Annotated in this window: 23 protein-coding genes; 12 read left to right on the top strand and 11 right to left on the bottom strand. The window is 37.7% G+C overall.

Annotated elements, in window-relative coordinates; all coding sequences use genetic code 11:
- Window positions 1-32 precede the first annotated feature (32 nt).
- Entirely contained in the window at window positions 33-251 is a 219-nt protein-coding gene (locus B2V92_RS16415; RefSeq protein ID WP_293310086.1) for a hypothetical protein, read from the bottom strand.
- A 138-nt stretch (window positions 252-389) separates the two neighbouring features.
- Window positions 390-608, bottom strand: coding sequence for a hypothetical protein (locus tag B2V92_RS16410; RefSeq protein ID WP_293310084.1), 219 nt, complete (start codon window positions 606-608; stop codon window positions 390-392).
- A 203-nt stretch (window positions 609-811) separates the two neighbouring features.
- Here B2V92_RS16410 and B2V92_RS16405 point away from each other — a divergent pair, with 203 nt between their 5' ends.
- From B2V92_RS16405 to B2V92_RS16390, 4 genes are all read left to right on the top strand, one after another.
- The gene (locus B2V92_RS16405; RefSeq protein WP_113949775.1) at window positions 812-1,378 is read left to right on the top strand and encodes an RNA polymerase sigma factor; all 567 of its coding nucleotides are present in this window, start codon (window positions 812-814) and stop codon (window positions 1,376-1,378) included.
- Between the two features lie 8 nt (window positions 1,379-1,386).
- Window positions 1,387-2,490, top strand: coding sequence for a serine protease (locus B2V92_RS16400; RefSeq protein ID WP_293310081.1), 1,104 nt, complete (start codon window positions 1,387-1,389; stop codon window positions 2,488-2,490).
- A 157-nt stretch (window positions 2,491-2,647) separates the two neighbouring features.
- Entirely contained in the window at window positions 2,648-3,283 is a 636-nt protein-coding gene (locus B2V92_RS16395; protein WP_293310079.1) for a peroxiredoxin, read from the top strand.
- A gap of 210 nt (window positions 3,284-3,493) precedes the next feature.
- Entirely contained in the window at window positions 3,494-3,691 is a 198-nt protein-coding gene (locus tag B2V92_RS16390) for a cold-shock protein (protein WP_029276380.1), read from the top strand.
- Between the two features lie 148 nt (window positions 3,692-3,839).
- On the opposite strand, the gene B2V92_RS16385 is transcribed toward B2V92_RS16390, so the two are convergent.
- The 4 genes from B2V92_RS16385 to B2V92_RS16370 form a co-directional block, all read right to left on the bottom strand.
- Window positions 3,840-5,027 (bottom strand): class I SAM-dependent methyltransferase, encoded by a 1,188-nt coding sequence (locus tag B2V92_RS16385; protein WP_293310066.1) that lies wholly within the window; start codon window positions 5,025-5,027, stop codon window positions 3,840-3,842.
- Window positions 5,028-5,152: 125 nt separating this feature from the next.
- Complete coding sequence (locus B2V92_RS16380; RefSeq protein ID WP_293310064.1) at window positions 5,153-6,421, bottom strand: aspartate kinase; 1,269 nt, start codon at window positions 6,419-6,421, stop codon at window positions 5,153-5,155.
- Between the two features lies 1 nt (window position 6,422).
- Window positions 6,423-6,890, bottom strand: coding sequence for a GNAT family N-acetyltransferase (locus B2V92_RS16375; protein ID WP_293310062.1), 468 nt, complete (start codon window positions 6,888-6,890; stop codon window positions 6,423-6,425).
- 1 nt (window position 6,891) lies between these two features.
- A complete protein-coding gene (locus B2V92_RS16370) occupies window positions 6,892-7,593 on the bottom strand; it encodes a YggS family pyridoxal phosphate-dependent enzyme (protein WP_293310060.1) in 702 nt (233 codons plus the stop codon).
- Window positions 7,594-7,686: 93 nt separating this feature from the next.
- Between B2V92_RS16370 and B2V92_RS16365 the strand changes: the two genes are divergently transcribed.
- From B2V92_RS16365 to B2V92_RS16345, 5 genes are all read left to right on the top strand, one after another.
- Entirely contained in the window at window positions 7,687-8,226 is a 540-nt protein-coding gene (locus tag B2V92_RS16365) for a DUF4296 domain-containing protein (protein ID WP_293310058.1), read from the top strand.
- A gap of 6 nt (window positions 8,227-8,232) precedes the next feature.
- Window positions 8,233-10,611, top strand: coding sequence for an endonuclease MutS2 (locus B2V92_RS16360; RefSeq protein ID WP_293310056.1), 2,379 nt, complete (start codon window positions 8,233-8,235; stop codon window positions 10,609-10,611).
- 314 nt (window positions 10,612-10,925) lie between these two features.
- Entirely contained in the window at window positions 10,926-12,014 is a 1,089-nt protein-coding gene (locus B2V92_RS16355; RefSeq protein WP_293310054.1) for a PQQ-dependent sugar dehydrogenase, read from the top strand.
- 297 nt (window positions 12,015-12,311) lie between these two features.
- Window positions 12,312-13,040 carry a CoA transferase subunit A gene (locus B2V92_RS16350; protein WP_293310052.1) on the top strand — a complete coding sequence of 243 codons (729 nt, stop codon included), beginning with the start codon at window positions 12,312-12,314 and terminating at the stop codon, window positions 13,038-13,040.
- A gap of 44 nt (window positions 13,041-13,084) precedes the next feature.
- Window positions 13,085-13,744 carry a CoA transferase subunit B gene (locus tag B2V92_RS16345; protein ID WP_293310050.1) on the top strand — a complete coding sequence of 220 codons (660 nt, stop codon included), beginning with the start codon at window positions 13,085-13,087 and terminating at the stop codon, window positions 13,742-13,744.
- Between the two features lie 206 nt (window positions 13,745-13,950).
- On the opposite strand, the gene B2V92_RS16340 is transcribed toward B2V92_RS16345, so the two are convergent.
- Both B2V92_RS16340 and B2V92_RS16335 read right to left on the bottom strand, forming a co-directional pair.
- The gene (locus tag B2V92_RS16340) at window positions 13,951-14,601 is read right to left on the bottom strand and encodes a uridine kinase family protein (protein ID WP_293310048.1); all 651 of its coding nucleotides are present in this window, start codon (window positions 14,599-14,601) and stop codon (window positions 13,951-13,953) included.
- On the bottom strand, window positions 14,598-16,115 hold the full coding sequence (locus tag B2V92_RS16335) for a muramidase family protein (protein WP_293310046.1): 1,518 nt from the start codon (window positions 16,113-16,115) through the stop codon (window positions 14,598-14,600). The genes B2V92_RS16340 and B2V92_RS16335 overlap by 4 nt, the downstream gene beginning before the upstream one ends.
- A gap of 285 nt (window positions 16,116-16,400) precedes the next feature.
- Here B2V92_RS16335 and B2V92_RS16330 point away from each other — a divergent pair, with 285 nt between their 5' ends.
- The gene (locus B2V92_RS16330; RefSeq protein ID WP_113949762.1) at window positions 16,401-16,880 is read left to right on the top strand and encodes a Dps family protein; all 480 of its coding nucleotides are present in this window, start codon (window positions 16,401-16,403) and stop codon (window positions 16,878-16,880) included.
- A gap of 105 nt (window positions 16,881-16,985) precedes the next feature.
- Window positions 16,986-18,827 (top strand): UbiD family decarboxylase, encoded by a 1,842-nt coding sequence (locus B2V92_RS16325; RefSeq protein WP_293310042.1) that lies wholly within the window; start codon window positions 16,986-16,988, stop codon window positions 18,825-18,827.
- A gap of 19 nt (window positions 18,828-18,846) precedes the next feature.
- Here B2V92_RS16325 and B2V92_RS16320 read toward each other — a convergent pair whose 3' ends face one another.
- Genes B2V92_RS16320 through B2V92_RS16310 form a run of 3 tightly spaced genes read right to left on the bottom strand, consistent with a single transcriptional unit; the run spans window position 18,847 to window position 21,117 of the window.
- Window positions 18,847-20,484, bottom strand: a complete 1,638-nt coding sequence (locus B2V92_RS16320) for a hypothetical protein (protein WP_293310040.1) — start codon at window positions 20,482-20,484, stop codon at window positions 18,847-18,849.
- A 24-nt stretch (window positions 20,485-20,508) separates the two neighbouring features.
- Window positions 20,509-20,736, bottom strand: coding sequence for a hypothetical protein (locus tag B2V92_RS16315; RefSeq protein WP_293310038.1), 228 nt, complete (start codon window positions 20,734-20,736; stop codon window positions 20,509-20,511).
- Window positions 20,737-20,793: 57 nt separating this feature from the next.
- Window positions 20,794-21,117, bottom strand: a complete 324-nt coding sequence (locus B2V92_RS16310; protein WP_293310036.1) for a hypothetical protein — start codon at window positions 21,115-21,117, stop codon at window positions 20,794-20,796.
- 350 nt (window positions 21,118-21,467) lie between these two features.
- On the opposite strand from B2V92_RS16310, the gene B2V92_RS16305 reads away from it, so the two are divergent.
- The gene (locus B2V92_RS16305; RefSeq protein WP_293310034.1) at window positions 21,468-22,313 is read left to right on the top strand and encodes a hypothetical protein; all 846 of its coding nucleotides are present in this window, start codon (window positions 21,468-21,470) and stop codon (window positions 22,311-22,313) included.
- Window positions 22,314-22,576: the final 263 nt, after the last annotated feature.

The following is a 22,576-nucleotide window of genomic DNA, read 5'->3' as shown; positions in this document are numbered from 1 at the left end:
CAACCTATTTTAGGACGAGTCAGTGAGTTAGACTAGTGTTTAACTTCAGTTTTCTCAGTAGTAGTTTTTACAGTAGTATCTTTAACTGTAGAATCTTTTACTAAAGTATCTTTTTTAGTAGTATCGGTAACTACAGTTGAAGAATCAGTAGCAGTTGTGTCAGTACCTTCTGCTTTTTTCTCTGAATTACAAGCAACAACTGATAAAGATAAAGCTAAAGCTAAGAAGCCTAATTTGAATGCATTTTTCATTTTTGAATATTTTTTAAGTAATTAATTAATTTACCTCTTAATACGCGTTATTTAAAAAGGTAACCCAAAAAAAATAAAAAAAATAAAAAAGGTCTTGAAAACACTTTCAAGACCTTTTTTATTATGGTAAAGTTAAAACTAGTGTTTAACTTCAGTTGTAGTAGTAGTAGCTTTTACAGTAGTATCTTTTACTGTAGAATCTTTAACTGTAGTATCTTTTGCAGTAGTATCAGTAACGATAGTAGAAGAATCAGTTAAAGTAGTATCAGTACCTTCTGCTTTTTTCTCTGAATTACAAGCAACAACTGATAAAGATAGAGCTAAAGCTAAAAAGCCTAATTTGAATGCATTTTTCATTTTTAAATTTTTTTAAGTAATTAATTTCTTATTAATGCCGCAAAGGTAGAAAGGTAACCCGATAATCGAAAAAAAAGTTAAAATATTTTTTATCCGGCTTTTGGGTTACCGGTAGGCATAAGTTTGTATTAAGCAATTATAGTGGCTATAAATATTTTTTTGTCTAATATTGGGTTACTATTTACCGAAAAACGTATTAACTAGTGAATAACAGTTTAAAGGGTTCAGTTCCAACAGATAGAGAGGTTATTTTAGGTGTTCTAAATAACTCCAAAGATGCACTTAACAAGTTATACAAGGCTTATTATGCAATGGTTTTGCAGTTTATCCTTAATAATAATGGTGATGAAGATGACGCAAAAGATGTTTACCAGGAGGCCATTATTATTTTATATAACAAAATTAAGGAAGGTAATTTTGAGCTGAGCAGTAAACTTAAAACCTACATTTATTCGGTTTGCCGGCGGATCTGGTTAAAAAAACTTAACCTGAACAGTAAAAAGGCCGGTAACATTACCGATTATGAAGATGTGTTTGCGGTAGAGGAGGATGTAGAGGAGCACGAGGAAAAAGACCTGCAATTTGTAAAAATGCAATCGGCACTCGATCACTTAGGCGAGCCCTGTAAAACCATTATTCAGGATTTTTATATCCATAATTTATCCATGCAGGATATCTGTGAAAAGTTCGGCTATACCAATACCGATAATGCAAAAACACAGAAATATAAATGCCTGCAAAGGTTAAAGAAAATATTTTTTCAACCATAATAATTGAAATGAGAAACGATTTGGAGTTAGATGCAATTATTGAGGATTATCTTTTAGGTAAACTTAATGCACAGGAAACAGAAGCTTTTGAGCAGTTACGTCGTAATGATGCCACGGTAGATCATAAGGTAGTTTCGCATAAATTCTTTTTAGAGTCTATGGGGGCATTTGCTGCGCAATTGCATTTAAAGGAACAATTAAACCAGATCCATTCAGAAATTGATGTGGAGAGCCTGGCTAATGCGCTTAGGCCACATCCATCACGTGTAGTGCAGTTATGGCGCAAACACAGGTCTGCCATAGCTATAGCAGCATCATTTATTTTACTTTCTCTGGTTTCTATCTATTCTATTCAGCACAATACCAAGCAGGATATCAGGTATAACCAAATGAGCAGGGAGTTATCAAGGGTTAAAACTTCTACAAAAGACTTGATCAGGACTATTCAATCTACAAACTCTGGCGATACGCAGAACAAAAATGTAAATCCCGGAAATTTTGGCGGTACTGGTTTTGCCATCTCAGCAAATGGGTATATATTAACCAATTTTCATGTAATTAAGGGGGCAGATTCTCTGTTTGTACAAAACAGTAAAGGAGAGTCGTTTAAAGTTAAAGCAACTTATACCGATCCGCAGAATGATATAGCCATCTTAAAAATAAGTGATAAAAGTTTTAGTAGCCTATCTGCTATTCCATATACCATTAAAAGAAATACCAGTAGTATTGGTGAAATTGTATATACACTGGGTTACCCTAAAGATGATGCAGTATTGGGAGAAGGTTATGTGAGTTCTAAAAATGGCTTTATAGGCGATACTACCCAGTATCAGGTATCTATACCGGTAAATCCTGGAAACAGTGGCGGGCCATTGCTTGATAATAATGGAAATTTAGTGGGGATTATCAGCGGTAAACCAGACCAGACAGAAGGAGCAGCTTTTGCGATTAAATCTAAGTATATTTTAGAGGCAATGCGGGCCATTCCACAGGATTCTCTAGGTAAAAATAAACTTTCGGCAAATAAGAAAAGTGCGTTATCAGGTCTGAAACGTACCAAACAGATCGAAAAACTGCAGGATTATGTATTCATGATCAAAGCTTACAATTAATACCCCAAACAAATTAATATTTTTAAACCCTGTAGCTTAAATGTTGCAGGGTTTTTTGTTTGAAATGTAATTTATAGGTCTTAAAATAATATAATGCCTATGTATTTAGTATACTATTGTTTAGATTTGTTTAAATCAACTTAAAAATTATCATCATATGAGCATAAGACTAGGCGATACCGCACCGAATTTTCAGGCCAATACCTCTATTGGGGAAATCGATTTTTACGAATATTTAGGAGATAGCTGGGGCGTATTATTTTCGCACCCCGCAGATTATACTCCTGTTTGTACAACAGAACTTGGAAGAACAGCTGCATTAAAAGGAGAATTTGAAAAAAGAAATGTTAAAGTTCTGGCATTAAGTGTTGATTCTGCCGAATCGCATAAAGGCTGGATCAGCGATATCAACGAAACACAGAACACTTCGGTCGAATTTCCGATTATTGCAGACCCGGATAAAACTGTTGCCAACCTTTATGATATGATCCATCCGAATGCTTCGGAAACCTTAACTGTAAGGTCGTTGTTTGTGATCAGTCCGGATAAAAAGGTGAAATTAACCATCACTTATCCGGCTTCTACAGGAAGAAACTTTAATGAGGTATTACGTGTAATCGATTCGTTGCAATTAACTGCAAATTATAGCGTGGCTACACCTGCCGATTGGAAAGACGGAGAGGATGTAATTGTGGTAAACAGCATTAAAACGGAAGATATTCCGGCCAAATTTCCGAAAGGACATAAAGTGATCAAGCCTTATCTGCGTACTACACCTCAACCGAATAAATAATTTCGATAATCTCCTTTTTGGAACGCAACATTCTTGTTGAACGGCCAAAAAGGACTTGTGTTATAGGCTCAAATTATTATATTTGGTAGTTTTGTTTCAATATTAACGCTTATCTGATTGTTTATTCTCACTTTAATAGTCAATTGGTTGAATGAAATGCTGATCAAAGCGTAAAAGGTTTATTTATTTTATACAATTTTTTATTTTTTTATGGCAACCGGAAAAGTTAAGTGGTTTAACACTCAAAAAGGCTTTGGATTTATTGTGCAGGAAGACAATAAAGACTTATTTGTACATTTTAAAGATGTTTTAGGTGGAATCGAAAGCTTGAAAGAAAACGACACAGTAGAATTTGAAGTAGCTGAAGGCAGAAAAGGTTTACAGGCAGTAAACGTTAAGAAAGTTTAAGCGATAATATCATAATTATTTCTTCATCACTACAAAAAGCCTTTTGAGAGAAAGGCTTTTTGTGTTAATTAAGTCGTCACCCTGAATTTATTTCAGGGTCTGTTACATTAAGCTGCTGAAACAAGTCGGCATGACGCCGTGGCCGGGGTTAATAATACTGAATAATCGACGCCTTTAAAATTACATTTTCCCCGTGGGCAACTTTGGTGAAAATCAAAAACTGCTCCTGATCAGCTTTGATCTTGTATTTCTTTACCAGTTCTTCAGGCTTTGCCGGGTAATTACGGACGATAACATTGCCTTTCAAATTTGTAAGCTTTTTCAGTTCACCGGTATTTAATATCCCCTCAATTTTAAAAATCCTACCAGGAAATCCCTGATTTATCGAGTCAGCGGTATACAATTGGGTTTGTTGATGCAGTTTTGATAGACCATAAGTTGTTCCAATTAAATTAAATGCGCCAGATTTTAACAGCGCAGCATCCGGCTCATATAAATAATCATCAATATTTAAACTTTCTGCAAATTGAACGGGTGCATTAGCTGATGGCCAGTAAAAAGAAAAATCTTTTTCAATGCCGTTATTTAACGTTATGGCAACAATTTTAGGATCCTTGGCAAAGCCTTTATCAATTACCCATAAAAGTTCCTTACACTCATTCTTTACGCTTACAATATGGATTTCACTCACCTGGTCCAACTCGGCTAAACCTGCAGAAATATCGAGTAAAGGAGCCGTTTTGATGATGATCCTTGAAGATTTTTCGAGCAACGTATCCAGATTGCCCACTATATCGGGGGTACAATCTTTAAGCATAAAAACCTTGCCTTTTTCGGCCCGGCGGGCTGGATCTACGTAAATGGTATCGAATGCAGGATCTGTATTTTGAATGTAGGCAATGCCGTCTTCAGCTTTAAATTTTATGTTGTCGGCCTGTAGTACCGCGGCATTATGTTGCGCAATGGCCGATAGTTCGGGATTGATTTCGCAATGGGTAACTTCTTTTACCTTTTTGGAGAAATAATAAGTATCTACTCCGAAACCTCCGGTAATATCGATTAAAGCATCCCCTTTGGCCAGTTTTGACTTGTAAGCTGCAGTAATTTCGGAAGAAGTTTGCTCGATGGATAAAACAGGCGGGTAGTAAATATTTTCCGCGCCGAACCAGGACGGCAATTTCTTTTCGGATTTCTTTTTGGCGGTAATCTGTGTGGCCAATTCAGCAGAACTAATACCCTCGAACGGACTTTTAGCTAAAGCAATCTGATTTACATCGGCATTTAAGTTTGCGTTAATGTAATTCTGGACGGCTATGGCTAAAAGTTTGTTGTTCATGTGGAGTTATTTTATTAAAAAGAGTCGTCATTTCGACTGAAGCGCAGCGAAATGGAGAAATCTGTTTAGATAGATTTCTCCACTGCGGTCGAAATGACGTACGCATTTAATGTTATTCAATAACGTTATGTTGTTTTATTTTTCATCACCATCTGGCAGGTATGGCGGCTTTTCACTTCGAGTAAAATATCTTTTTCAACGGTTACACGATCGATGGTTTGCTGGTTGTAATAACGGATGGTTACCAATTCCAAACCTTTGTTATATTTAACGGTAAACTCTTCCGACAGGTCTTTAATCAGTTTTTCGATCTGCACAGGATGGTCGTCAATACTTACCGAGAAACTGATTGCAGAGTTAAGCATGGTATTGATCTTAATCTTATGTCTATGGAAAAGTTCAAAAATATTGCTTAGGTTTTCTTCAATAATAAAGGAATAATCTTTAGGGAAGATGGAAATCAACGCCTGGTTAACCTTAAATATAAAAGAGGGTATGGGTAGTGGATTATTCTCTTTGGTAATGGCAGTTCCTTCTCCTTCGGGTTGGATAAACGACCTCACAAAAAGAGGAATGCCTTTATTCTGTAACGGTTTTATCGTTTTTGGATGGATTACCGTGGCACCATAATAAGTAAGCTCTATTGCATCGTGGTAAGAAAGCTGCGCAATTTTTTCGGTTTCATCAAACCATTTTGGATCGGCATTAAGAACACCTGGAACATCTTTCCAGATGGTTAAAGCTACAGCATCTAAGCATGAGGCAAATATAGCGGCCGAATAATCAGAACCCTCGCGACCCAATGTTGTGGTGTAATTTTCACTTGTTCCGCCGATAAATCCCTGCGTAACAATAATATTGTCGGCTAAAAGCGGTACTAAATCTTTTTGTATAATCTGATTGGTTTTTGCCCAGTCTACTTTTCCTTCGCGGTAGGTATTGTCGGTTTGGATATAATTGCGTGCATCGGCCCAAAGTGCCTTGTTACCCGTTTCGTTTAACCAGGCAGCTACAATTTTAGTCGAAACTACCTCGCCGATAGAAACAATCTGATCGTAAATATAATCAGGGTTGTTATCAGGTTCATCTTCGATCAGCCAATCGATCTCTACAAAAGTATTGGCTATATCATCATAAACTGGATGGTGTTTTCCTTCAAAAAGCTCATCGATTATATTGAAATGGAAGTGTTTAATTTCTTCAAAAATAGCATGTGCTTCGTCGTTCTGAGCAAGAAATGCATGGGTAAGATCCTCCAATCTATTGGTAATTTTACCCATTGCCGAAATCACGATCAGCAGATTGGCTTTTTTGTAATCGCGCACAATATTGGCCAAGTTTTTTACACCGGCCGCATCTTTTACCGAGGCACCTCCAAACTTAAAAATATCCATATTAAAATGCCTTGATTTGTTCTGTAGATAAGGCTGCATTTAACCAGCCACTTTCTAGATGTGCTTTATATTTGTTGTAAAAGTTAATTGCGGGTTCGTTCCAGTCGAGTACCTGCCAAACCATACCGTTGTAATTGCCGTTTTTGGCTTCTGCTATTACTTTTTCGAATAATATTTTACCCAGGCCTTTTCCCCTGAATTGTTCGGTTACAATAAAATCTTCGAGGTATAACCTACAGCCTTTCCAGGTAGAGTAACGAGTATAATAGAGTGCGAAGCCTACAATAATGCCATCTATTTCGGCCACAAAAGCTTTCCAAACCGGATTACTGCCAAAACCAGCATCAACAAAATGTTCTAAAGTAACGGTTACTTCCTCAGGAGCCTTTTCGTAAACGGCAAGCTCATTGATTAGCTCTAGTATTCTTGGGCAATCTTCTGCCTTAGCAAATCTGATGTTAAAATCCATATTAATTGGCAGAAATATCGTTTTTGAAATGTTTAATTACCCTTTTGCCAAAAATGCTGCTGCCGATGCGTACCATGGTACTTCCTTCTTCGATGGCAATTTTATAATCAGCACTCATTCCGGTGGATATTTCTTTAAAAGCATCGTCTTTACGGAAAAAACTTGCTTTAATGCCATCAAAAAACACTTTTAACTCATTAAACTCAATGGTAATCTGTTTTTCGTTTTTGGTATTGGTAGCAATGCCCATCAAGCCTACAATGCGGATGTTTTTTAGGTTTGCAAATTCTTCATCACGCAGCAATTCAATCACCTCATCGAAACCAAGTCCGAATTTGGTGTCTTCGTCTGCAATGTAAACCTGTAGCAAACAATCGATTATACGTTTGTTTTTTGCAGCCTGTTTATCTATCTCCTGAAGTAATTTTAAGCTGTCTACACCGTGTATCAACTGAACAAAAGGGGCAATGTATTTTACTTTATTGGTTTGCAGGTGGCCGACAAGGTGCCACTCGATATCTTTAGGGAGCAGTGCTTCTTTTTCGACCATTTCCTGTACATGGTTTTCTCCAAAAATGCGCTGTCCGGCATTGTATGCTTCTAAAATTGATTCTACCGGTTGTGTTTTTGAAACTGCAATTAGTTTTACCCCGTCCGATTCAACTTCGCTTTTATATTGTTTAAGATTATCAGCTATGCTCATTTATAACTATTTTTGGTAAAATTAATAACCTTGCCGCAATTTGGGCAAAAAATAATATTTTAATTAAGGATGAAGAGACTAATGTGGGTTTTAATGACGGCTATATTATGGTTTGGCTGTAAGCCCGGTATACCGGACGATATTATTAAACCCGATAAAATGGAGAAGATTTTATATGATATGCACATAGTAGATGGCTATATCTCGACGATTTACGTTCCAGATTCGACCAAAAAGGTAGCCGCGGCTTATTACAAAGGTATTTATAAAAAATTCGGTACCGATTCTGCGCAGTACAATAAAAGTTTGAACTGGTACAATAAAAATCCGAAAGAGCTTGGCGAAATATATAAGAACATAGAAAAAGCATTAAAACAACAGAAAAAAGCGGTAGATATTGCCGATAAAAGTATTCAGAAAAAGAAATTCAAAGCCGATTCATTGGTGATTGCAAAGAAATTTAAGGCCGATTCTCTTGCGATCAGGAAAAAAATGAAACCGGATTCTTTATCGAAGGCAAAAGCGACTGCCGAAATTGCGAAAAAGAAAAAACAGGCCGATTCACTTATAAATATAAAGAAAGCCGGATCGCTGGTGGTGGCTTCGCCCACAACTCCGGCACTGGTACAATAAAATAATATGTTATATCCCGATAATTGTTTAGAACGTTTAGGTTTTGTAGAGATCAGGCAGCTGATCAGCAAACATTGTTTAAGCCCCATGGGGCAAACAATGGTGGGCAAGATGCAGGTGATGAACCGTTTTGATCAGATTGATAAATTTTTACGACAAACAAACGAGTTTAAAAGTATCCTGCAAAATCAGGAACCGTTACAGATCAATACATTTTTTGATATTAAATCGCTGGTTGATAAAATCAGGGTTGAGGGCACTTATCTGTTAGAAGATGAGTGGTTTCAGGTTTATACTTCACTGCAGACTGTTTTTTCGGTACTGCGTTTTTTTGAAGAACGTGCAGAAGTTTATCCAACGCTCGAAGCTTTATTTGAGCATTTGCCGATCGAAAAAGCAATCCTCCGTAAAATAGAAACGGTAATAGATGCCAAAGGAAAGATCAAACCAAATGCATCGAAAGAACTGCAGGAGATTACTTCTGCGATAGCGAAGGCAGAACAGGATGTGCGTAAACGCATGGATTCGATTTACAAGCAGGCCATTGCCAATAATTGGGTTGCAGATGGTAGCTTAACCATCAGGGATGGAAGGATGTGTATCCCGGTTTTGGCAGAGAATAAGCGGAAGCTGAAAGGCTTTGTACACGATGAATCTGCAACCGGGCAAACGGTTTACATCGAACCTGAAGAGGTTTTTACCCTAAATAATAAATTGCGCGATCTGGAATTTGATAAAAGACGTGAAATTATCAAAATTTTGATTGCGCTGACAGATGAATTGCGTCCGTATTCGCCATTATTGCTTTCATACCATGGTTTTTTGACCAAACTGGATTTTGTACGTGCAAAAGCTTTATTTGCTTTGGATATTGAAGCAGAAATGCCCGGTTTGCTAAAAGAACCGAAAACGAAACTGATCAATGCGAGGCATCCTTTATTGTCGATATCATTTGCAGCGGAAAAGAAAACCGTTACACCTTTAAATATCCATATCGATGCTGAAACGCGTGTGGTATTGGTTTCTGGACCAAATGCAGGTGGTAAATCGGTTTGTATGAAAACCGTTGGTTTATTGCAGATTATGCTTCAAACCGGTTTGTTGATTCCCGTTGATGCGAATAGTGAAGTGGGCATTTTTGAAAATATTTTTGCCGATATCGGCGATGATCAATCAATTGAGAGCGATTTAAGTACCTACAGTGCGCACCTGAAAAAGATGCGCTATTTTGTAGAGCATGCTTCGCCAAAAACCATGGTGCTGATTGATGAGTTTGGTACAGGTACCGATCCACAGTTTGGCGGACCAATGGCCGAAGCCGTTTTAGAGGTGCTTAACAATAAAAAAGTAAGGGGCGTAATTACTACCCACTATTCTAATTTAAAGCTTTTTGCAGGCAATACCCCTGGATTGGAAAATGCATCGATGCTTTTTGATAATGCCAAGATGAAGCCGCTTTATATTTTAGAAATGGGAAAACCGGGGAGCTCTTACGCTTTCGAAATTGCGCAGAATATCGGTTTGCCAAAAGAGGTGATCCAGTTGGCAAAGGAGAAAACAGGATCTAACCAGAACAGGGTAGATACGATGCTGGTTGACCTGGAACGTGAAAAGAAAAATGTTTATGATGCCAAAGTAAGTTTGGCCAATCAGCAGAATAAAGCCAAAAATCTGGTTGCCGAAAATGAAAAATTGAAAGCCTTTTTAGAAGAGAATAAAAAGGTATTAATTAAGGAGGCAAAACAGGAAGCGCAAAATATTATTAAAAATGCGAATAAACTGGTAGAAAACACTATTGCCGAGATTAAAGGGAAGCAAGCGGATAAGGAAGTAACTAAAGAACTGCGTCAGAACCTGCAAAAAGAGCTGATTAAAAATACGGTTCCGAAAGAACGTCCGAAACCTTTGCAGGTGGTTGTTGGAGGAGAAATTGAAGTTGGCGATCTGGTTAAATTTACGGATAGTGAAACCATCGGTCAGGTTTTAGAAATTAACCGCAATGAACTGGTTTTGGCCATTGGCGATTTACGTTCGACGGTTAAAAAGAACCGCGTGCAAAAAGTAAGTAACCGCGAAGCTAAAAAAGTGATCCAAAGCAGTGCTAATTCTTTCGCCGGACGTATGAACGAAGCGGTTTCGGGTTTTAGGGCTGAGTTGGATTTGCGTGGAAAACGCACCGAAGATGCCCTGTTCGAAGTTGAAAAATACCTGGATAAGGCCATTATGCTTGGTTTTCCTTCCATAAAACTGATCCATGGTAAAGGTGATGGGATTTTAAGAAAAATGATCAGGGAGTATTTGAGAAAGTATAGTCAGGTAAACAGGATGGAAGATGAACATGCCGATAGGGGAGGTGATGGAATTACCTATGTTTATTTGAATTGAGATGTGAGATTTTAGATGTGAGATTTGAGACATAAGACGATATGTTCCGAAAAATACCGTCATCAGGTTCCGATAGCTATCAGAAGAAACGCAGAGGAACAGAGAGATCTATCTCGAGGCTGATTTTCAATAAAAAGTCGTCATTGCGAGGTACGAAGCAATCTTAATGCGAACGCGTGGTCGCGATCGTTGTAAGATTGCTTCCCCGTAAAAACGGGGTAAACTGTCGGCTGAAAAAGCCTTCTCGCAATGACGGTAATACCACAACCAAAACTTTATGGCCGTAACAGTGTTATTTTTAAAACGTTACGGCTATGAAAAAAATCTTACTCTGCTTTTTTGTGGTGATGATTGCCACAACCTGCAAAAAGACCGATGATGGTAATGAAGATCCAGGCACCCTGCCAGATGTAGAATTAAAGGCAAAAGTTGTTGTATCAGGCTTAAATCTTCCCTGGGATATGGTTTATGGGCCTGATAACTTTATCTGGTTTACCGAAAAGGCCGGTAAAATCAGCAGGTTAAATCCTTCTACCGGACAAATTACACCCTTATTAACCATTTCTGAAGTGCGTACCAATGGCGAAGGCGGCTTGCTGGGAATGGCTTTGCATCCCGATTTTACTTCAAATCCTTATGTTTATGTAGTATATGGCTATGGAAATACCTATAGGGCTAAAGTTGTACGCTATACTTATGGTGGAGGAAATTTAGGCAGCCCACTGGTGCTGCTAGATCAGATCCCGGCTGCTTCTATCCATAATGGATCACGTTTGTTGATCAGCGGCGGCAAGCTTTTTATCAGTACCGGCGATGCATCCGATACGGCCAACCCACAAAATGTAAATTCCCTGGCGGGTAAAATTTTAAGGATCAATTTAGATGGATCTATTCCGGCAGATAATCCTTATCCAAACAATCCGGTTTGGAGTTTAGGACACAGGAATGCGCAGGGATTAGTGCAGGTTGGCAATAAAATATTCTCTTCAGAACATGGCCCCGATTCGGATGATGAAATCAATATTATTGAAAAAGGAAGAAATTACGGTTGGCCGAATATTAAAGGCTTTTGTAATGAGAGTGGCGAACAGTCGTTCTGTAGCGCTAATAATGTAATGGAGCCTTTAATCAACTGGACGCCTACTATTGCGCCAAGCGGATTGGCTTATTATAATAACAATTATATTCCACAGTTTAAAAATTCTTTACTGTTGGCTGTATTAAAAGGAACCAAACTGATGCAGCTGAAACTGGATGAAACCCAGTCCAAAATTACCGGAACAAAAGATTTTTATGTGAGTACTTATGGTAGGATCAGGGCTGTTTGCCAATCGCCTGAAGGGAAAATTTATATATGCACCAGTAATGGAAGCGACGACAAAATTGTGGAAATAGCTAAATAAGGCTTATTTCTTTTTATTGCCGGGACATTTTTTACAGCGTTTGCCTTTTTTAAATTTCTCACAGCATTTTTTGTGTTCAGCAGTGCAGCTGAAAATAAAACCCATTCCTTTTTGAAATTCAGGATCGGTGGGTAATATGAATAGACTTTCTTCTCTCTCGTAAATCATTGCTGCACAAAGGTAATGGTTATTTAGATTAATTCCAATTGATAAATATTCCCAATAGATTTAAAAATTATAAATGCTGCACTTTTGAAGGCAATTTGTAATTTAGCAAACTAACCAAAAATTCGTAAAATGATAAATAAAGTGGTATCTGGTGCCGAAGAGGCCATCAAAGATATATCAGATGGCGTAACCATCATGCTTGGCGGTTTTGGCCTTTGCGGTATTCCGGAAAATTGCATTAATGCTTTAGTCAAAAAGCAGGTGAAGGAATTAACCTGTATTTCCAATAATGCTGGCGTTGATGACTTTGGTATCGGCTTAATGCTTAAACAGCGTCAGGTTAAAAAAATGATTTCTTCTTACGTGGGCGAAAATGCAGAGTTTGAAAGGCAATTGTTAAGTGGCGAACTGGAAGTAGATCTGATTCCCCAGGGTACTTTGGCCACCCGTTGCCTTGCAGCAGGATATGGCATGCCCGCCATTTTTACACCCGCCGGTGTAGGTACCGAAGTGGCAGAGGGTAAAGAAGTACGCAATTTTGATGGCAAGGATTATTTAATGGAATATGCTTTTGATGCCGATTTTGCCATTGTTAAAGCGTGGAAAGGTGATACTGCGGGTAATTTGATCTTTAGGTCTACCAGTCGCAATTTTAATCCGGTAATGGCCATGGCGGGTAAAATAACCATTGCCGAGGTAGAAGAACTGGTAGAAGCAGGCGAACTCGATCCTGATTATATCCATACGCCGGGTATTTATGTGCACCGCATTTTTCAGGGCAAAGATTACGAGAAAAGAATTGAACAGAGAACGGTGAGGAAGTCAGAAGTCGGCAGTCCAAAGTCCGAAGTCGAATAGCAGATTAAAGCATTCAATCATTCAAAATTCATTAATTCAATCTTATGTTTTCAAAAGAAGAGATCGCACAGCGTATTGCTAAAGAAATAAAAGACGGCTACTATGTTAACCTTGGGATCGGTATACCAACCCTGGTAGCCAATTATATCCCAAAGGGAATCAATGTGGTATTACAATCAGAAAACGGATTGTTGGGTATGGGTCCATTTCCTTTTGAGGGAGAGGAAGATGCCGATTTAATAAACGCAGGGAAACAGACGATCACCACTTTGCCCGGATCATCAATTTTTGATTCGGCCATGAGTTTTGGGATGATCCGTGCACAAAAAGTAGATTTAACCATTTTAGGGGCCATGGAGGTTTCTGAAAACGGTGATATAGCCAACTGGAAAATTCCCGGTAAAATGGTAAAAGGAATGGGAGGGGCAATGGATCTGGTTGCTTCGGCCAAAAATATTATCGTGGCCATGCAGCATGTAAACAAAGCCGGGGAGAGTAAATTATTGCCAAAATGTACTTTACCTTTAACGGGTGTAAAATGTATTAAAAAGATTGTGACCGAACTGGCAGTATTGGATGTTTTGCCCGAAGGCGGTTTTAAACTTTTAGAACGTGCGCCTGGGGTAAGTGTGGAGTTTATACAGCAAGCTACAGCAGGAAGGTTGATTGTAGAAGGGGAGATACCGGAAATGCGATTGGATTGAGGCTTCGACTCCGCTCAGCCTGACAAAATGTAGTGGTGAAAAATAAGTCAAGTTTTTAAAAACTTGAGCTTTTTGGTAATGAAACTATTGAGGTGGTTTGTAATGGAGTTATAGCGATGGTTTGTGAGGACACAAACCATGGAGACAGATGAAATTTAGTATATAAAAAGAGAAGTCAAGTTTTTAAAACTTGACTTCTCTGGTGTTTACGCTATATCAACCAAAATGCTATTTCTCAAATCATTTGAAATGGCTTCTGTAATGGCGATGATTTCGTCGGGTTCGTTGGTGTTATTGAGCACTACCTTATTACATTGTTCGCGATAGGGTAATAAATACTCCTTATAAGCAGGAACAACGTGGTTATGCCATTTATACAATACGTCTTCTTCAGGGTAACCACGTTCTAAACCATCGCGTTTAATACGGCGGTCTAAGGCTACCTGTTCGTCGGCATCCACAAAAATGGTGTGATCGAGTAATGCGGCAATTTCTTTAAAATGAAGGATAAACAGGCCCTCTACGATAATGATCGGAGCCGACTTAATTTCAAGGATTTTGACAACAGCTAATGGATTATTGAAATTATATTCTTTTTTATAAACCACTTCGCCACTCATTAATTGCTTAATGTCCCTTAAAAACTGCTCGCTGTCGATTGTTGATGGAAGGTCGAAATTGTACAATTTGTTTTCTTCCTGTGTCATGTCGCCTGCAGGGATGTAATAATCATCCTGCGATACGAGCGTTACTTCATCCTGTTTAAAATGATGCAGAAAGCAGTTTAAGAAAAATGTTTTGCCCGAACCGCTACCGCCGGCAATACCAATTATAAAGGGCTTTTTGTTTGAACTCATTGAGCACTATAAGTTAAATTGCAGAAAAAACGTTTGTCTAAAGCACCTAGCGAATCAGCTACAGCTTTAGTCATTACAATGATAACATCTTTTGTAGATTCGTTCTCTGTAAATTTACCAACAACTTTGGCGAAAGTGGTGCGGTTGGTCATTGGATTTGTAATTTTAATTACCCTGCCAACAGGTGCTGTACGGTGCAAAACCAACATTTTGGTGCCGTCAAGGTCCTGATCTGCTATCCAAACTGCCGTACCTTTTTCTTCGATCTGGCTCAGTCCATAAACGCTTGGGTCGCGGCGTAGTTTAGGATCTTTAACCATTGTACTGTCGGGTTCGTTCTGCTGATCTTCTTTTGAAGCATCATTTACCGATTTAGGCTGTGGCGGTTTCGGGATAATCAGTTTCTGATCTACCTTAATATTGTTATCATCCAGTTTATTTGCCGTTCTGATCTGGTAAGCCGTTAAGTTGTATTTTTTAGCAATCGAAAAGATATTTTCGCCAGTGGCTACGGTATGGATAAAACTTTCTTCTTTAGGTGCAACAACTTCTTTCGCTTTCGTTTCAGCCTGTTTTTCTTTTGGTACCTGTACTTCGGTAATAATACCTCCTGGTACTTTTAAAACCTGGCCTATGGTAATTGCATTATCAGGAAGATTGTTCATCGTTCTGATCTGATAAGCCGTAATGCCATATTGTTTGGCAATGGTAAAAATGGTTTCGTTCCTTAACACAGTATGTGTACCTGCAGCATCGGTAGATTTGTTCTCCTGTACCGGTTTTTCATCAACAGCAGAAACTACTTTATTATCGTCGATATTTTTTGTTGCTGGGATTTTTAATTTCTGGCCGATTTTAAGGTTATTGCCCGAAAGGTTGTTTGCTTTTTTTACTTCTTCAACTGTGGTACCATATTTTTCGGCAATTTTTCCTAAAAATTCTTTTGGCGCAACTGTATGTTCGATCATGGTCTGATCAGAAGAAGTGCCATTGTTGGCCGGTGCTTCGGTATTGTTTTTTGCAGTAGGTGCTGCCGGAGCAGCTGTTTCAGCCTGTTGTCCGCTTTTTGCAGGTATTTTAATCACCTGGCCAATGCTTAAATTACTACCGGTTAAATTGTTTAAAGCTTTAATTTCGTTGATCGTGGTGCCGTATTTTTCGGCCAGCATGTTCAGGTTTTCTTTTGGTTTAATGGTATGCTCGATCACATTCGTATTTGAAGTGGCACTTTCGGTATTCGATGATCCGGTTGCCGTGAATGGTATATTGGTTGGAACCTTAATAATTACCCCAACCTGAAGGTATTTATTATCATTAAAGGCCATAATATCCTTTGGAGATACATTATACCTTCTTCCGATAGAATAATAAGTGTCTTTTGCTACGGTTTGGTGAACGATCAGTTTTTTGCCTTTATTATTTTCTACACCGATAGAGTCTCTTGCTGTGTTGGCTTTGGCATTTGCGATATTTAAGGCAAATAACACAACAGCAGATAAATATATTTTATGCATTTATTTTTATGTAAATTTTCAAGTCAAAGGGAGCAATTATACGAATAATATTGTGAATCATCTTTAGTTCTATTGTTCGTTTTTACGTAAAATTAAGATGACTTTTATAAAGTAATATAGGTATAATATTCATTAACAAATGTTTATAAAATTGTTGTTTGTTGCAATATTGAATATTAAACGATCTATTAAATAAGGTATTGTATAAAAGCTGTTTTTGAGCAAAACTTTTATAAATTTGGGTTGTTAGGTAGACATTAAAATACATCAAAAAACATAGAAAAAATGGACGCTAAAGAGATAAGCTTAAATGAAAAAGAGGTTAAACCGGTTGTAGATCTGTTAAACGATTACCTGGCCAACTATCATATCCATTATCAAAAATTAAGGGGCTGCCACTGGAACATCAAAGGGCAGAACTTTTTTACCCTTCATGTTAAGTTCGAAGAGTTATATACCAATGCGCAGTTAACCATTGATGAAATTGCCGAGCGTGTACTAACATTGGGTAAACCACCGCATAGCCGTTTTGCCGATTATATCAAAGAATCTAAGATTAAAGAAATTGATACCATCGGATTAAAAGATCTTGATATGGTTGACGCCATTTTAGATGATATGGCTACGCTGATCGAATTGGAAAGAGAACTGTTGGATGCTACAGATGAGGCAGGCGATGACGGATCGAACGATATGGTGAACCGTTTTATGCAATTTAAAGAAAAAAATACCTGGATGTTGCGTTCTTTTGCCGGAAAAAAATAACAGTGTATTGGTAGGTTAAGAGCCCTGTATAAGTAGCTTTATTGTAAAATCTGCTTATATGGGGCTTTTTTGTTTCTTAGAAAACCAAAATATTTATCTTTGGGCATGGCGTACAAAAGTTTAGCAGAATGTGTATCCGATCTCGAAAAGCACGGTCATTTAATCAGAATCAAAGAAGAAGTAGATCCTTATTTAGAAATGGCAGCCATCCATTTAAGGGTTTACGAAAACCAGGGGCCAGCCTTATTATTCGAAAAAGTTAAGGGAAGCCCTTTTCCGGCTGTTTCCAATCTGTTCGGGACTTTAGAACGGTCGAAATTTATTTTCAGGGATACCTTACCAAAAGTACAACAACTGGTTTCGTTAAGGAACGACCCGATAAAAGCATTAAAAAATCCTTTTAAGTATGCTGGTTCGGCCATGTCGGCATTATCGGCCCTGCCACTTAAAACACCTTCTGCAAAAAATAAATTTTTAAAAACAAGCATCAGTCAGTTGCCACAGATTGTAAACTGGCCAATGGATGGTGGTCCTTTTGTTACCATGCCGCAGGTTTATACCGAAGATGTAGATAAACCGGGGGTCTTAAATGCCAACCTGGGGATGTACCGTATCCAACTAGCAGGCAATGATTATATCCAGGATAAGGAAATTGGGTTACATTATCAGATACACAGGGGCATAGGGGTGCATCAATCGAAAGCCAATGCTTTGGGCCAGCCTTTAAAGGTGAGCATTTTTGTTGGTGGGCCGCCGTCGCACCCATTGGCTGCTGTAATGCCACTGCCCGAAGGTTTGTCGGAAATGACTTTTGCAGGTGCATTGGGAGATAGGCGTTTCCGTTATTTTTACGATGATGAAGGTTTCTGTATTTCTGCCGATGCCGATTTTATCATCACGGGTACCGTTTATCCAAACGAGAATAAACCTGAAGGTCCGTTTGGCGATCATTTGGGCTATTATAGTTTAACGCATCCTTTCCCTTTAATGAAGGTGCATAATGTATACCATAAAAAAGATGCCATCTGGTCGTTTACCGTTGTGGGCCGTCCGCCGCAGGAAGATACCAGTTTCGGTGCTTTGATACACGAGATAACCGGTTCGGCCATTCCGCAGGAAATACATGGTTTAAAAGAGGTGCATGCGGTTGATGCTGCCGGGGTTCATCCATTACTTTTTGCCATTGGCAGCGAACGTTATACCCCATATTTAAAAGAAAGAAGGCCACAGGAAATTTTGACCATTGCCAACCACATATTGGGAAAAAACCAGTTGAGTTTGGCCAAGTACCTGTTTATCGCTGCTAAGGAAGATGATCAGCAATTAAGTACCCACCATATAGAAGATTTTATCAAACATATTTTAGAGCGGATCGATTTAACCAGGGATATTCATTTTTATACCAATACCACTATTGATACACTCGATTACAGTGGCGATGGCTTAAACAGTGGATCGAAAGTGGTAATTGCAGCGGCAGGCGATCAGAAACGCGAACTGTGGAATGGGATTCCCGAAAACCTAAAATTGAGTGATGGTTTTTTTCAACCTAAAATTGCGATGCCAGGCGTTTTGGTTCTGGAAGGAAACAAATACCTTAATCCGGAAAAAACGGCTGCAGAAATTGCCATGCTGAATATGGCTTTGATTGACCAGAATTTAGCTGGCCTGCCTTTAATCATACTGGCCGATGATGCTACCTTTACTGCAGCAACAATCGATAACCTGGTTTGGGTAGCTTTTACAAGAAGTAACCCCGCGGCAGATATTTATGGTATTAACGATTTTACGATAAATAAACATTGGGGCTGCAAAGGTTCGATGATTATCGATGCAAGGAAAAAGCCCCACCACGCACCCGAGCTGATCAGGGATGATGTGGTAGAGGCTAAAATTAATGAGAGAGCTAAAGAGGGTGGAGCGTTGTTTGGAGTGGTTAAAGTTTAAGTAGCTTATATGGTTAATTTTATCTGCCCAAAATATATGTCGAATAACCAATTTGTAATTGTGAAAAATTATTCTTGATATTTCCAATTTCCCAATTCATCCTAAAGCGGCCAAATACTTTACTCTTAGGATTAACCTGTATAGTCATGAGCACTTCTGATGTGTTAAGCCAGGCATGATTTTTAGGAATTAATATGGAAGCGTTATCTTTGTCATATCCCGCCATTTGCAAAACTTGATTTAAAGGTTTAAAGTATATCCATTTATTTGATATTGAAAAATTAAATTGTTCCTGAGGGAAAAATTTAATTTTAATTTCAGGATAAACCTGTAAGGTACTAATAGAAATATCTTTGGCAAATTTAGTTTTGATAATGGTTGTGCCATTAATTGTAGTTAAAGAGTCTGTCGTATCTGTAAATCCAAAACGTGCTCCTAAATTAAAATAAATGTGAAATTTTCGACCAGGGTTATTTACAAATGCAACATTCATGTCTGTTCCTACAGAAAGCCATTGATATTGGTATATACTCAAAGCATTTGCATATCTATGATATTGATTTCCAAATTGGGTTATATTTGTATTTCCAGGATTATATCGAACAGAATCCAAATCATTAAGATTTAGTTTTCGATTGTGCTGTTCAATTTTAGAAAGAGTGGCAACAGGCGAAATGTATTGAAAAAAGCCACCGCTTTTGTACGCCCAATAATATAAAAGGCGAGGTGCCCTATGTTGATAGGTATTAGTGTTAATCCGTTTTTCCAATTCAACCTGAATAATACCATTGGGTTTTTCCGCATTAAAACCTCTAAAATCAGAATAAAAATGTGCTTCAAAAAGTTTACTTGTTTCTTCTTTGTGTAATTTAATCAAAGTTCCGCCTGGCATTTCATTAAGAGAGGTATCCTTAGGACTATAATCCCGCCTTCCGGGTTCTAACTTAGGGTCATATGAAATAACATCACTTAAACTTAAAGAATAAATTGGATGATTAATATAGGGCTTTTTATAAGGCTGCGATTTTTCTTCATAAAGAATATATTTATTAAAGTTTCGAATATTATCTTCAGAAGACATTCCTACAGGATATTCTAAAATATATTTATATGGTTCATCATCTTCTTTAAATTTCACATACGCAACAATACTTTCAAGGTATCCTTCTGATATTTCGGCATTGAGTTTAACTAATTTATATCGTTCTTTTGTAATAGCCTTTTCAATCTTATTGGTGTCTGTAGTATTCTTATAAGACATAATTAATTTAACGCTATCTCTAACGCTAAAATATCCAGCCTCGGGCAATTTATTTTGTAAAACGAGTTGAAATTTGTTAAACAGCTTGGTAGCAAATGCTTTCCAATTATCTTTTTCGAGTTTCTTTACAGAATCCGGAAGATTACAAACGGTATCAAATGTTTGAACGAATCTTGTTGCAAATGCATCAATATCTTGTGAATGACTGACATATTTCATAAGTTCCGTATCCTTATCATCTTTTATTGTTACCTGTATGGAACCGTCTTTAGGTTCACAGCTAATTGGGAAACTTTTTCCCTTTACGATTAATTCCATAGTTAAAGGATATGTTTGCCCAGAAACAGAAAAGGAGATTAGAAACAGTAGCACAAATAATGAATAGATCTTTTTCATGATTGGTTAATTTTAAAGTTGTAATTATTCACAGATTTCACTGGTTTCCCACCAAACACATTTTCCAGATGGATCTGGCATGCACCTGTGAAGTATCCCATCTATGCAAACTTTATCACCGCATATGCAAGGAGATACTAGTTTGATATTGTTGATGTTTTTATCATTCGTTTTGAAATTTGCCGTATGTTTTTCTCCAATTTCATTTTGGAATTCGAGGGATAAAAAAATGATTTTTTTCTTCTTTGCCATGATTGATGATTTTTAATTTATAAATAGATCGGTTGATTAAAGTTTAATCAATTATCATTAATCCTGTGTTCCAGGTGATGGAGCCAATAGTCCGGCCAATGCACCGATAGCTGCCGAACCTAAAGAAGTGATAATGGTAATTACCTTATCAGCTTTCTGTACCGCGTCGATTTCGATTAGAATGCCTGATGTTATAATTAGGAGCACCAAGCTTAACGCAATAACCACTAACCGATAAACCCAGATATCTTTTATAGGGTTTATAGCAGCTTTTTTAATTAACGTAGCCCTTGGATTTACATCAAATTCTTGTTTTAGTTCTGGCTTTTCGTCGAGATCTTTGATAAAAGATTCCACTTTGTTCAATGAGAGTTTTGTCATGGTTTTGGTTTTTAGGTTTGGTTAAGGTTTATTAATAAATGGCAGGTGTTTGGATTGGCCATTTTTCTTAGTCAAAACTACTATTGGGCCTGTATCTAAATCAAGCGTGAAAACATGGAGATTGATGCGCGTGAAAAGCGCAAAGGCACACCGTGAAATCGCCGTATTTTAAAATAAATGATGATTAGTGTGATGTATAGAAAAGTGCTTTTAAAGTGCGGTAGACTATATTTTGATTAAAATGTCAAAAAATGTATCACTATTACCGTTGCTGTGTTTTTCCAAATTCCAGTAGGCTTGGTTTATATTTAGGTATAAATAATTTTAAACCTTAAACTAAATTAAAAGCTATGTGTACACATGAAACTCGATTGCCCATTACTTTCGTAACCAAAGAAGAAAGTAACAAACGCGAACAATGGTTCGATAATTTTAAGTACCCCGTACTTAATATTATTACCTTGTTGCAAGAAGGCGTACAAGAAAACACCAAACTGGATTTTGAGGACATCACGAGTGCTATCGACTTTTTTAACCGCTTGATAGCTGGTCTTGAAAAAGATACGGATGGTGTTCGCATGTATTTCGCTTCTCCATCTGGTAGCGGAAAAGTGGAAGCAGGTAAATGCGGGATACTTACGTTAATTTTTTGCGCAACGAAGGGAGCTGAAAAGTCTGATGTTAAGATTTACTATACACTGGACCGCAAAAAAGTCATAACAATTCCGGAAAACGAGGCGAGGGATTGGGTTCATAATTATCAGAATGTAAAGCGGAACATCCTTTTTGAAACCCTATCGGATTTTGATCGCTTAAATAACTGTAAGGAAACCAAGCATGTTTGGTTTAGTTTACGTCAAATGAAGGAAACAATTCATGAAATGGAATGCCAAAGTGAAAGAAGCAGTAAAATTTCCGGTTTTGGAATTCGTTTTGTATCCTATACTAATCAGGACTATTATTTCCCAGAGCCGAAAGAAGAGGAATTTAAGAAAAGACAGCGACTTACTCTTGCTTTTACCTTTATGGATACACTAAAACTGGATATTGGCATAGAAGATATTAATAAGGAAGAGTTTGATCAAAGGTATGAGGCCACTATACATGAGATTTATGGCGATACTTTTGACACCGGAGATCCGACGCCACCTCCACCAACCGGTAATAAAGCAGATCTTGATGTTTTAGATGAATAGTAAATGCTTATTTTAGATACATATTTAAATTTATGTATCTCAAGTATTTATATATCATGTCTTTAGGGATTTGCTCAATCGCAGGTCTTTACCAAATGGCAAAACTAACAAAGCAGCTCAGAGTAGTTGCTTTGTTATGCATTTATGCCTTTCTGCTCGAATTAAGCGTGATGTTTTTTAAACAAAAGATAGGTTATAATGGTAATATCCTCCCCCAATATAATTTTTTCCTTTTTATAGAATTTATGTTTTATGGCTACTTC

The organism is Pedobacter sp. UBA5917, from assembly GCF_002432345.1.
In the GTDB taxonomy this organism is placed as follows: domain Bacteria; phylum Bacteroidota; class Bacteroidia; order Sphingobacteriales; family Sphingobacteriaceae; genus Pedobacter.
The sequence above is the reverse complement of the archived record's forward strand: the minus strand, read 5'-3'. Positions and strand labels throughout refer to the sequence as shown.

Bases quoted from the DNA above. Each gene is read 5' to 3' on its own strand.
- B2V92_RS16355 (WP_293310054.1), top strand. From the start codon at position 10,926: ATGAAAAAAATCTTACTCTGCTTTTTTGTGGTGATGATTGCCACAACC.
- B2V92_RS16310 (WP_293310036.1), bottom strand. From the start codon at position 21,117: ATGACAAAACTCTCATTGAACAAAGTGGAATCTTTTATCAAAGATCTC.
- B2V92_RS16320 (WP_293310040.1), bottom strand. From the start codon at position 20,484: ATGAAAAAGATCTATTCATTATTTGTGCTACTGTTTCTAATCTCCTTT.
- B2V92_RS16330 (WP_113949762.1), top strand. From the start codon at position 16,401: ATGGACGCTAAAGAGATAAGCTTAAATGAAAAAGAGGTTAAACCGGTT.
- B2V92_RS16325 (WP_293310042.1), top strand. From the start codon at position 16,986: ATGGCGTACAAAAGTTTAGCAGAATGTGTATCCGATCTCGAAAAGCAC.
- B2V92_RS16360 (WP_293310056.1), top strand. From the start codon at position 8,233: ATGTTATATCCCGATAATTGTTTAGAACGTTTAGGTTTTGTAGAGATC.
- B2V92_RS16400 (WP_293310081.1), top strand. From the start codon at position 1,387: ATGAGAAACGATTTGGAGTTAGATGCAATTATTGAGGATTATCTTTTA.
- B2V92_RS16350 (WP_293310052.1), top strand. From the start codon at position 12,312: ATGATAAATAAAGTGGTATCTGGTGCCGAAGAGGCCATCAAAGATATA.
- B2V92_RS16410 (WP_293310084.1), bottom strand. From the start codon at position 608: ATGAAAAATGCATTCAAATTAGGCTTTTTAGCTTTAGCTCTATCTTTA.
- B2V92_RS16395 (WP_293310079.1), top strand. From the start codon at position 2,648: ATGAGCATAAGACTAGGCGATACCGCACCGAATTTTCAGGCCAATACC.
- B2V92_RS16375 (WP_293310062.1), bottom strand. From the start codon at position 6,890: ATGGATTTTAACATCAGATTTGCTAAGGCAGAAGATTGCCCAAGAATA.
- B2V92_RS16315 (WP_293310038.1), bottom strand. From the start codon at position 20,736: ATGGCAAAGAAGAAAAAAATCATTTTTTTATCCCTCGAATTCCAAAAT.
- B2V92_RS16385 (WP_293310066.1), bottom strand. From the start codon at position 5,027: ATGAACAACAAACTTTTAGCCATAGCCGTCCAGAATTACATTAACGCA.
- B2V92_RS16415 (WP_293310086.1), bottom strand. From the start codon at position 251: ATGAAAAATGCATTCAAATTAGGCTTCTTAGCTTTAGCTTTATCTTTA.
- B2V92_RS16345 (WP_293310050.1), top strand. From the start codon at position 13,085: ATGTTTTCAAAAGAAGAGATCGCACAGCGTATTGCTAAAGAAATAAAA.
- B2V92_RS16390 (WP_029276380.1), top strand. From the start codon at position 3,494: ATGGCAACCGGAAAAGTTAAGTGGTTTAACACTCAAAAAGGCTTTGGA.
- B2V92_RS16335 (WP_293310046.1), bottom strand. From the start codon at position 16,115: ATGCATAAAATATATTTATCTGCTGTTGTGTTATTTGCCTTAAATATC.
- B2V92_RS16305 (WP_293310034.1), top strand. From the start codon at position 21,468: ATGTGTACACATGAAACTCGATTGCCCATTACTTTCGTAACCAAAGAA.
- B2V92_RS16380 (WP_293310064.1), bottom strand. From the start codon at position 6,421: ATGGATATTTTTAAGTTTGGAGGTGCCTCGGTAAAAGATGCGGCCGGT.
- B2V92_RS16370 (WP_293310060.1), bottom strand. From the start codon at position 7,593: ATGAGCATAGCTGATAATCTTAAACAATATAAAAGCGAAGTTGAATCG.
- B2V92_RS16340 (WP_293310048.1), bottom strand. From the start codon at position 14,601: ATGAGTTCAAACAAAAAGCCCTTTATAATTGGTATTGCCGGCGGTAGC.
- B2V92_RS16365 (WP_293310058.1), top strand. From the start codon at position 7,687: ATGACGGCTATATTATGGTTTGGCTGTAAGCCCGGTATACCGGACGAT.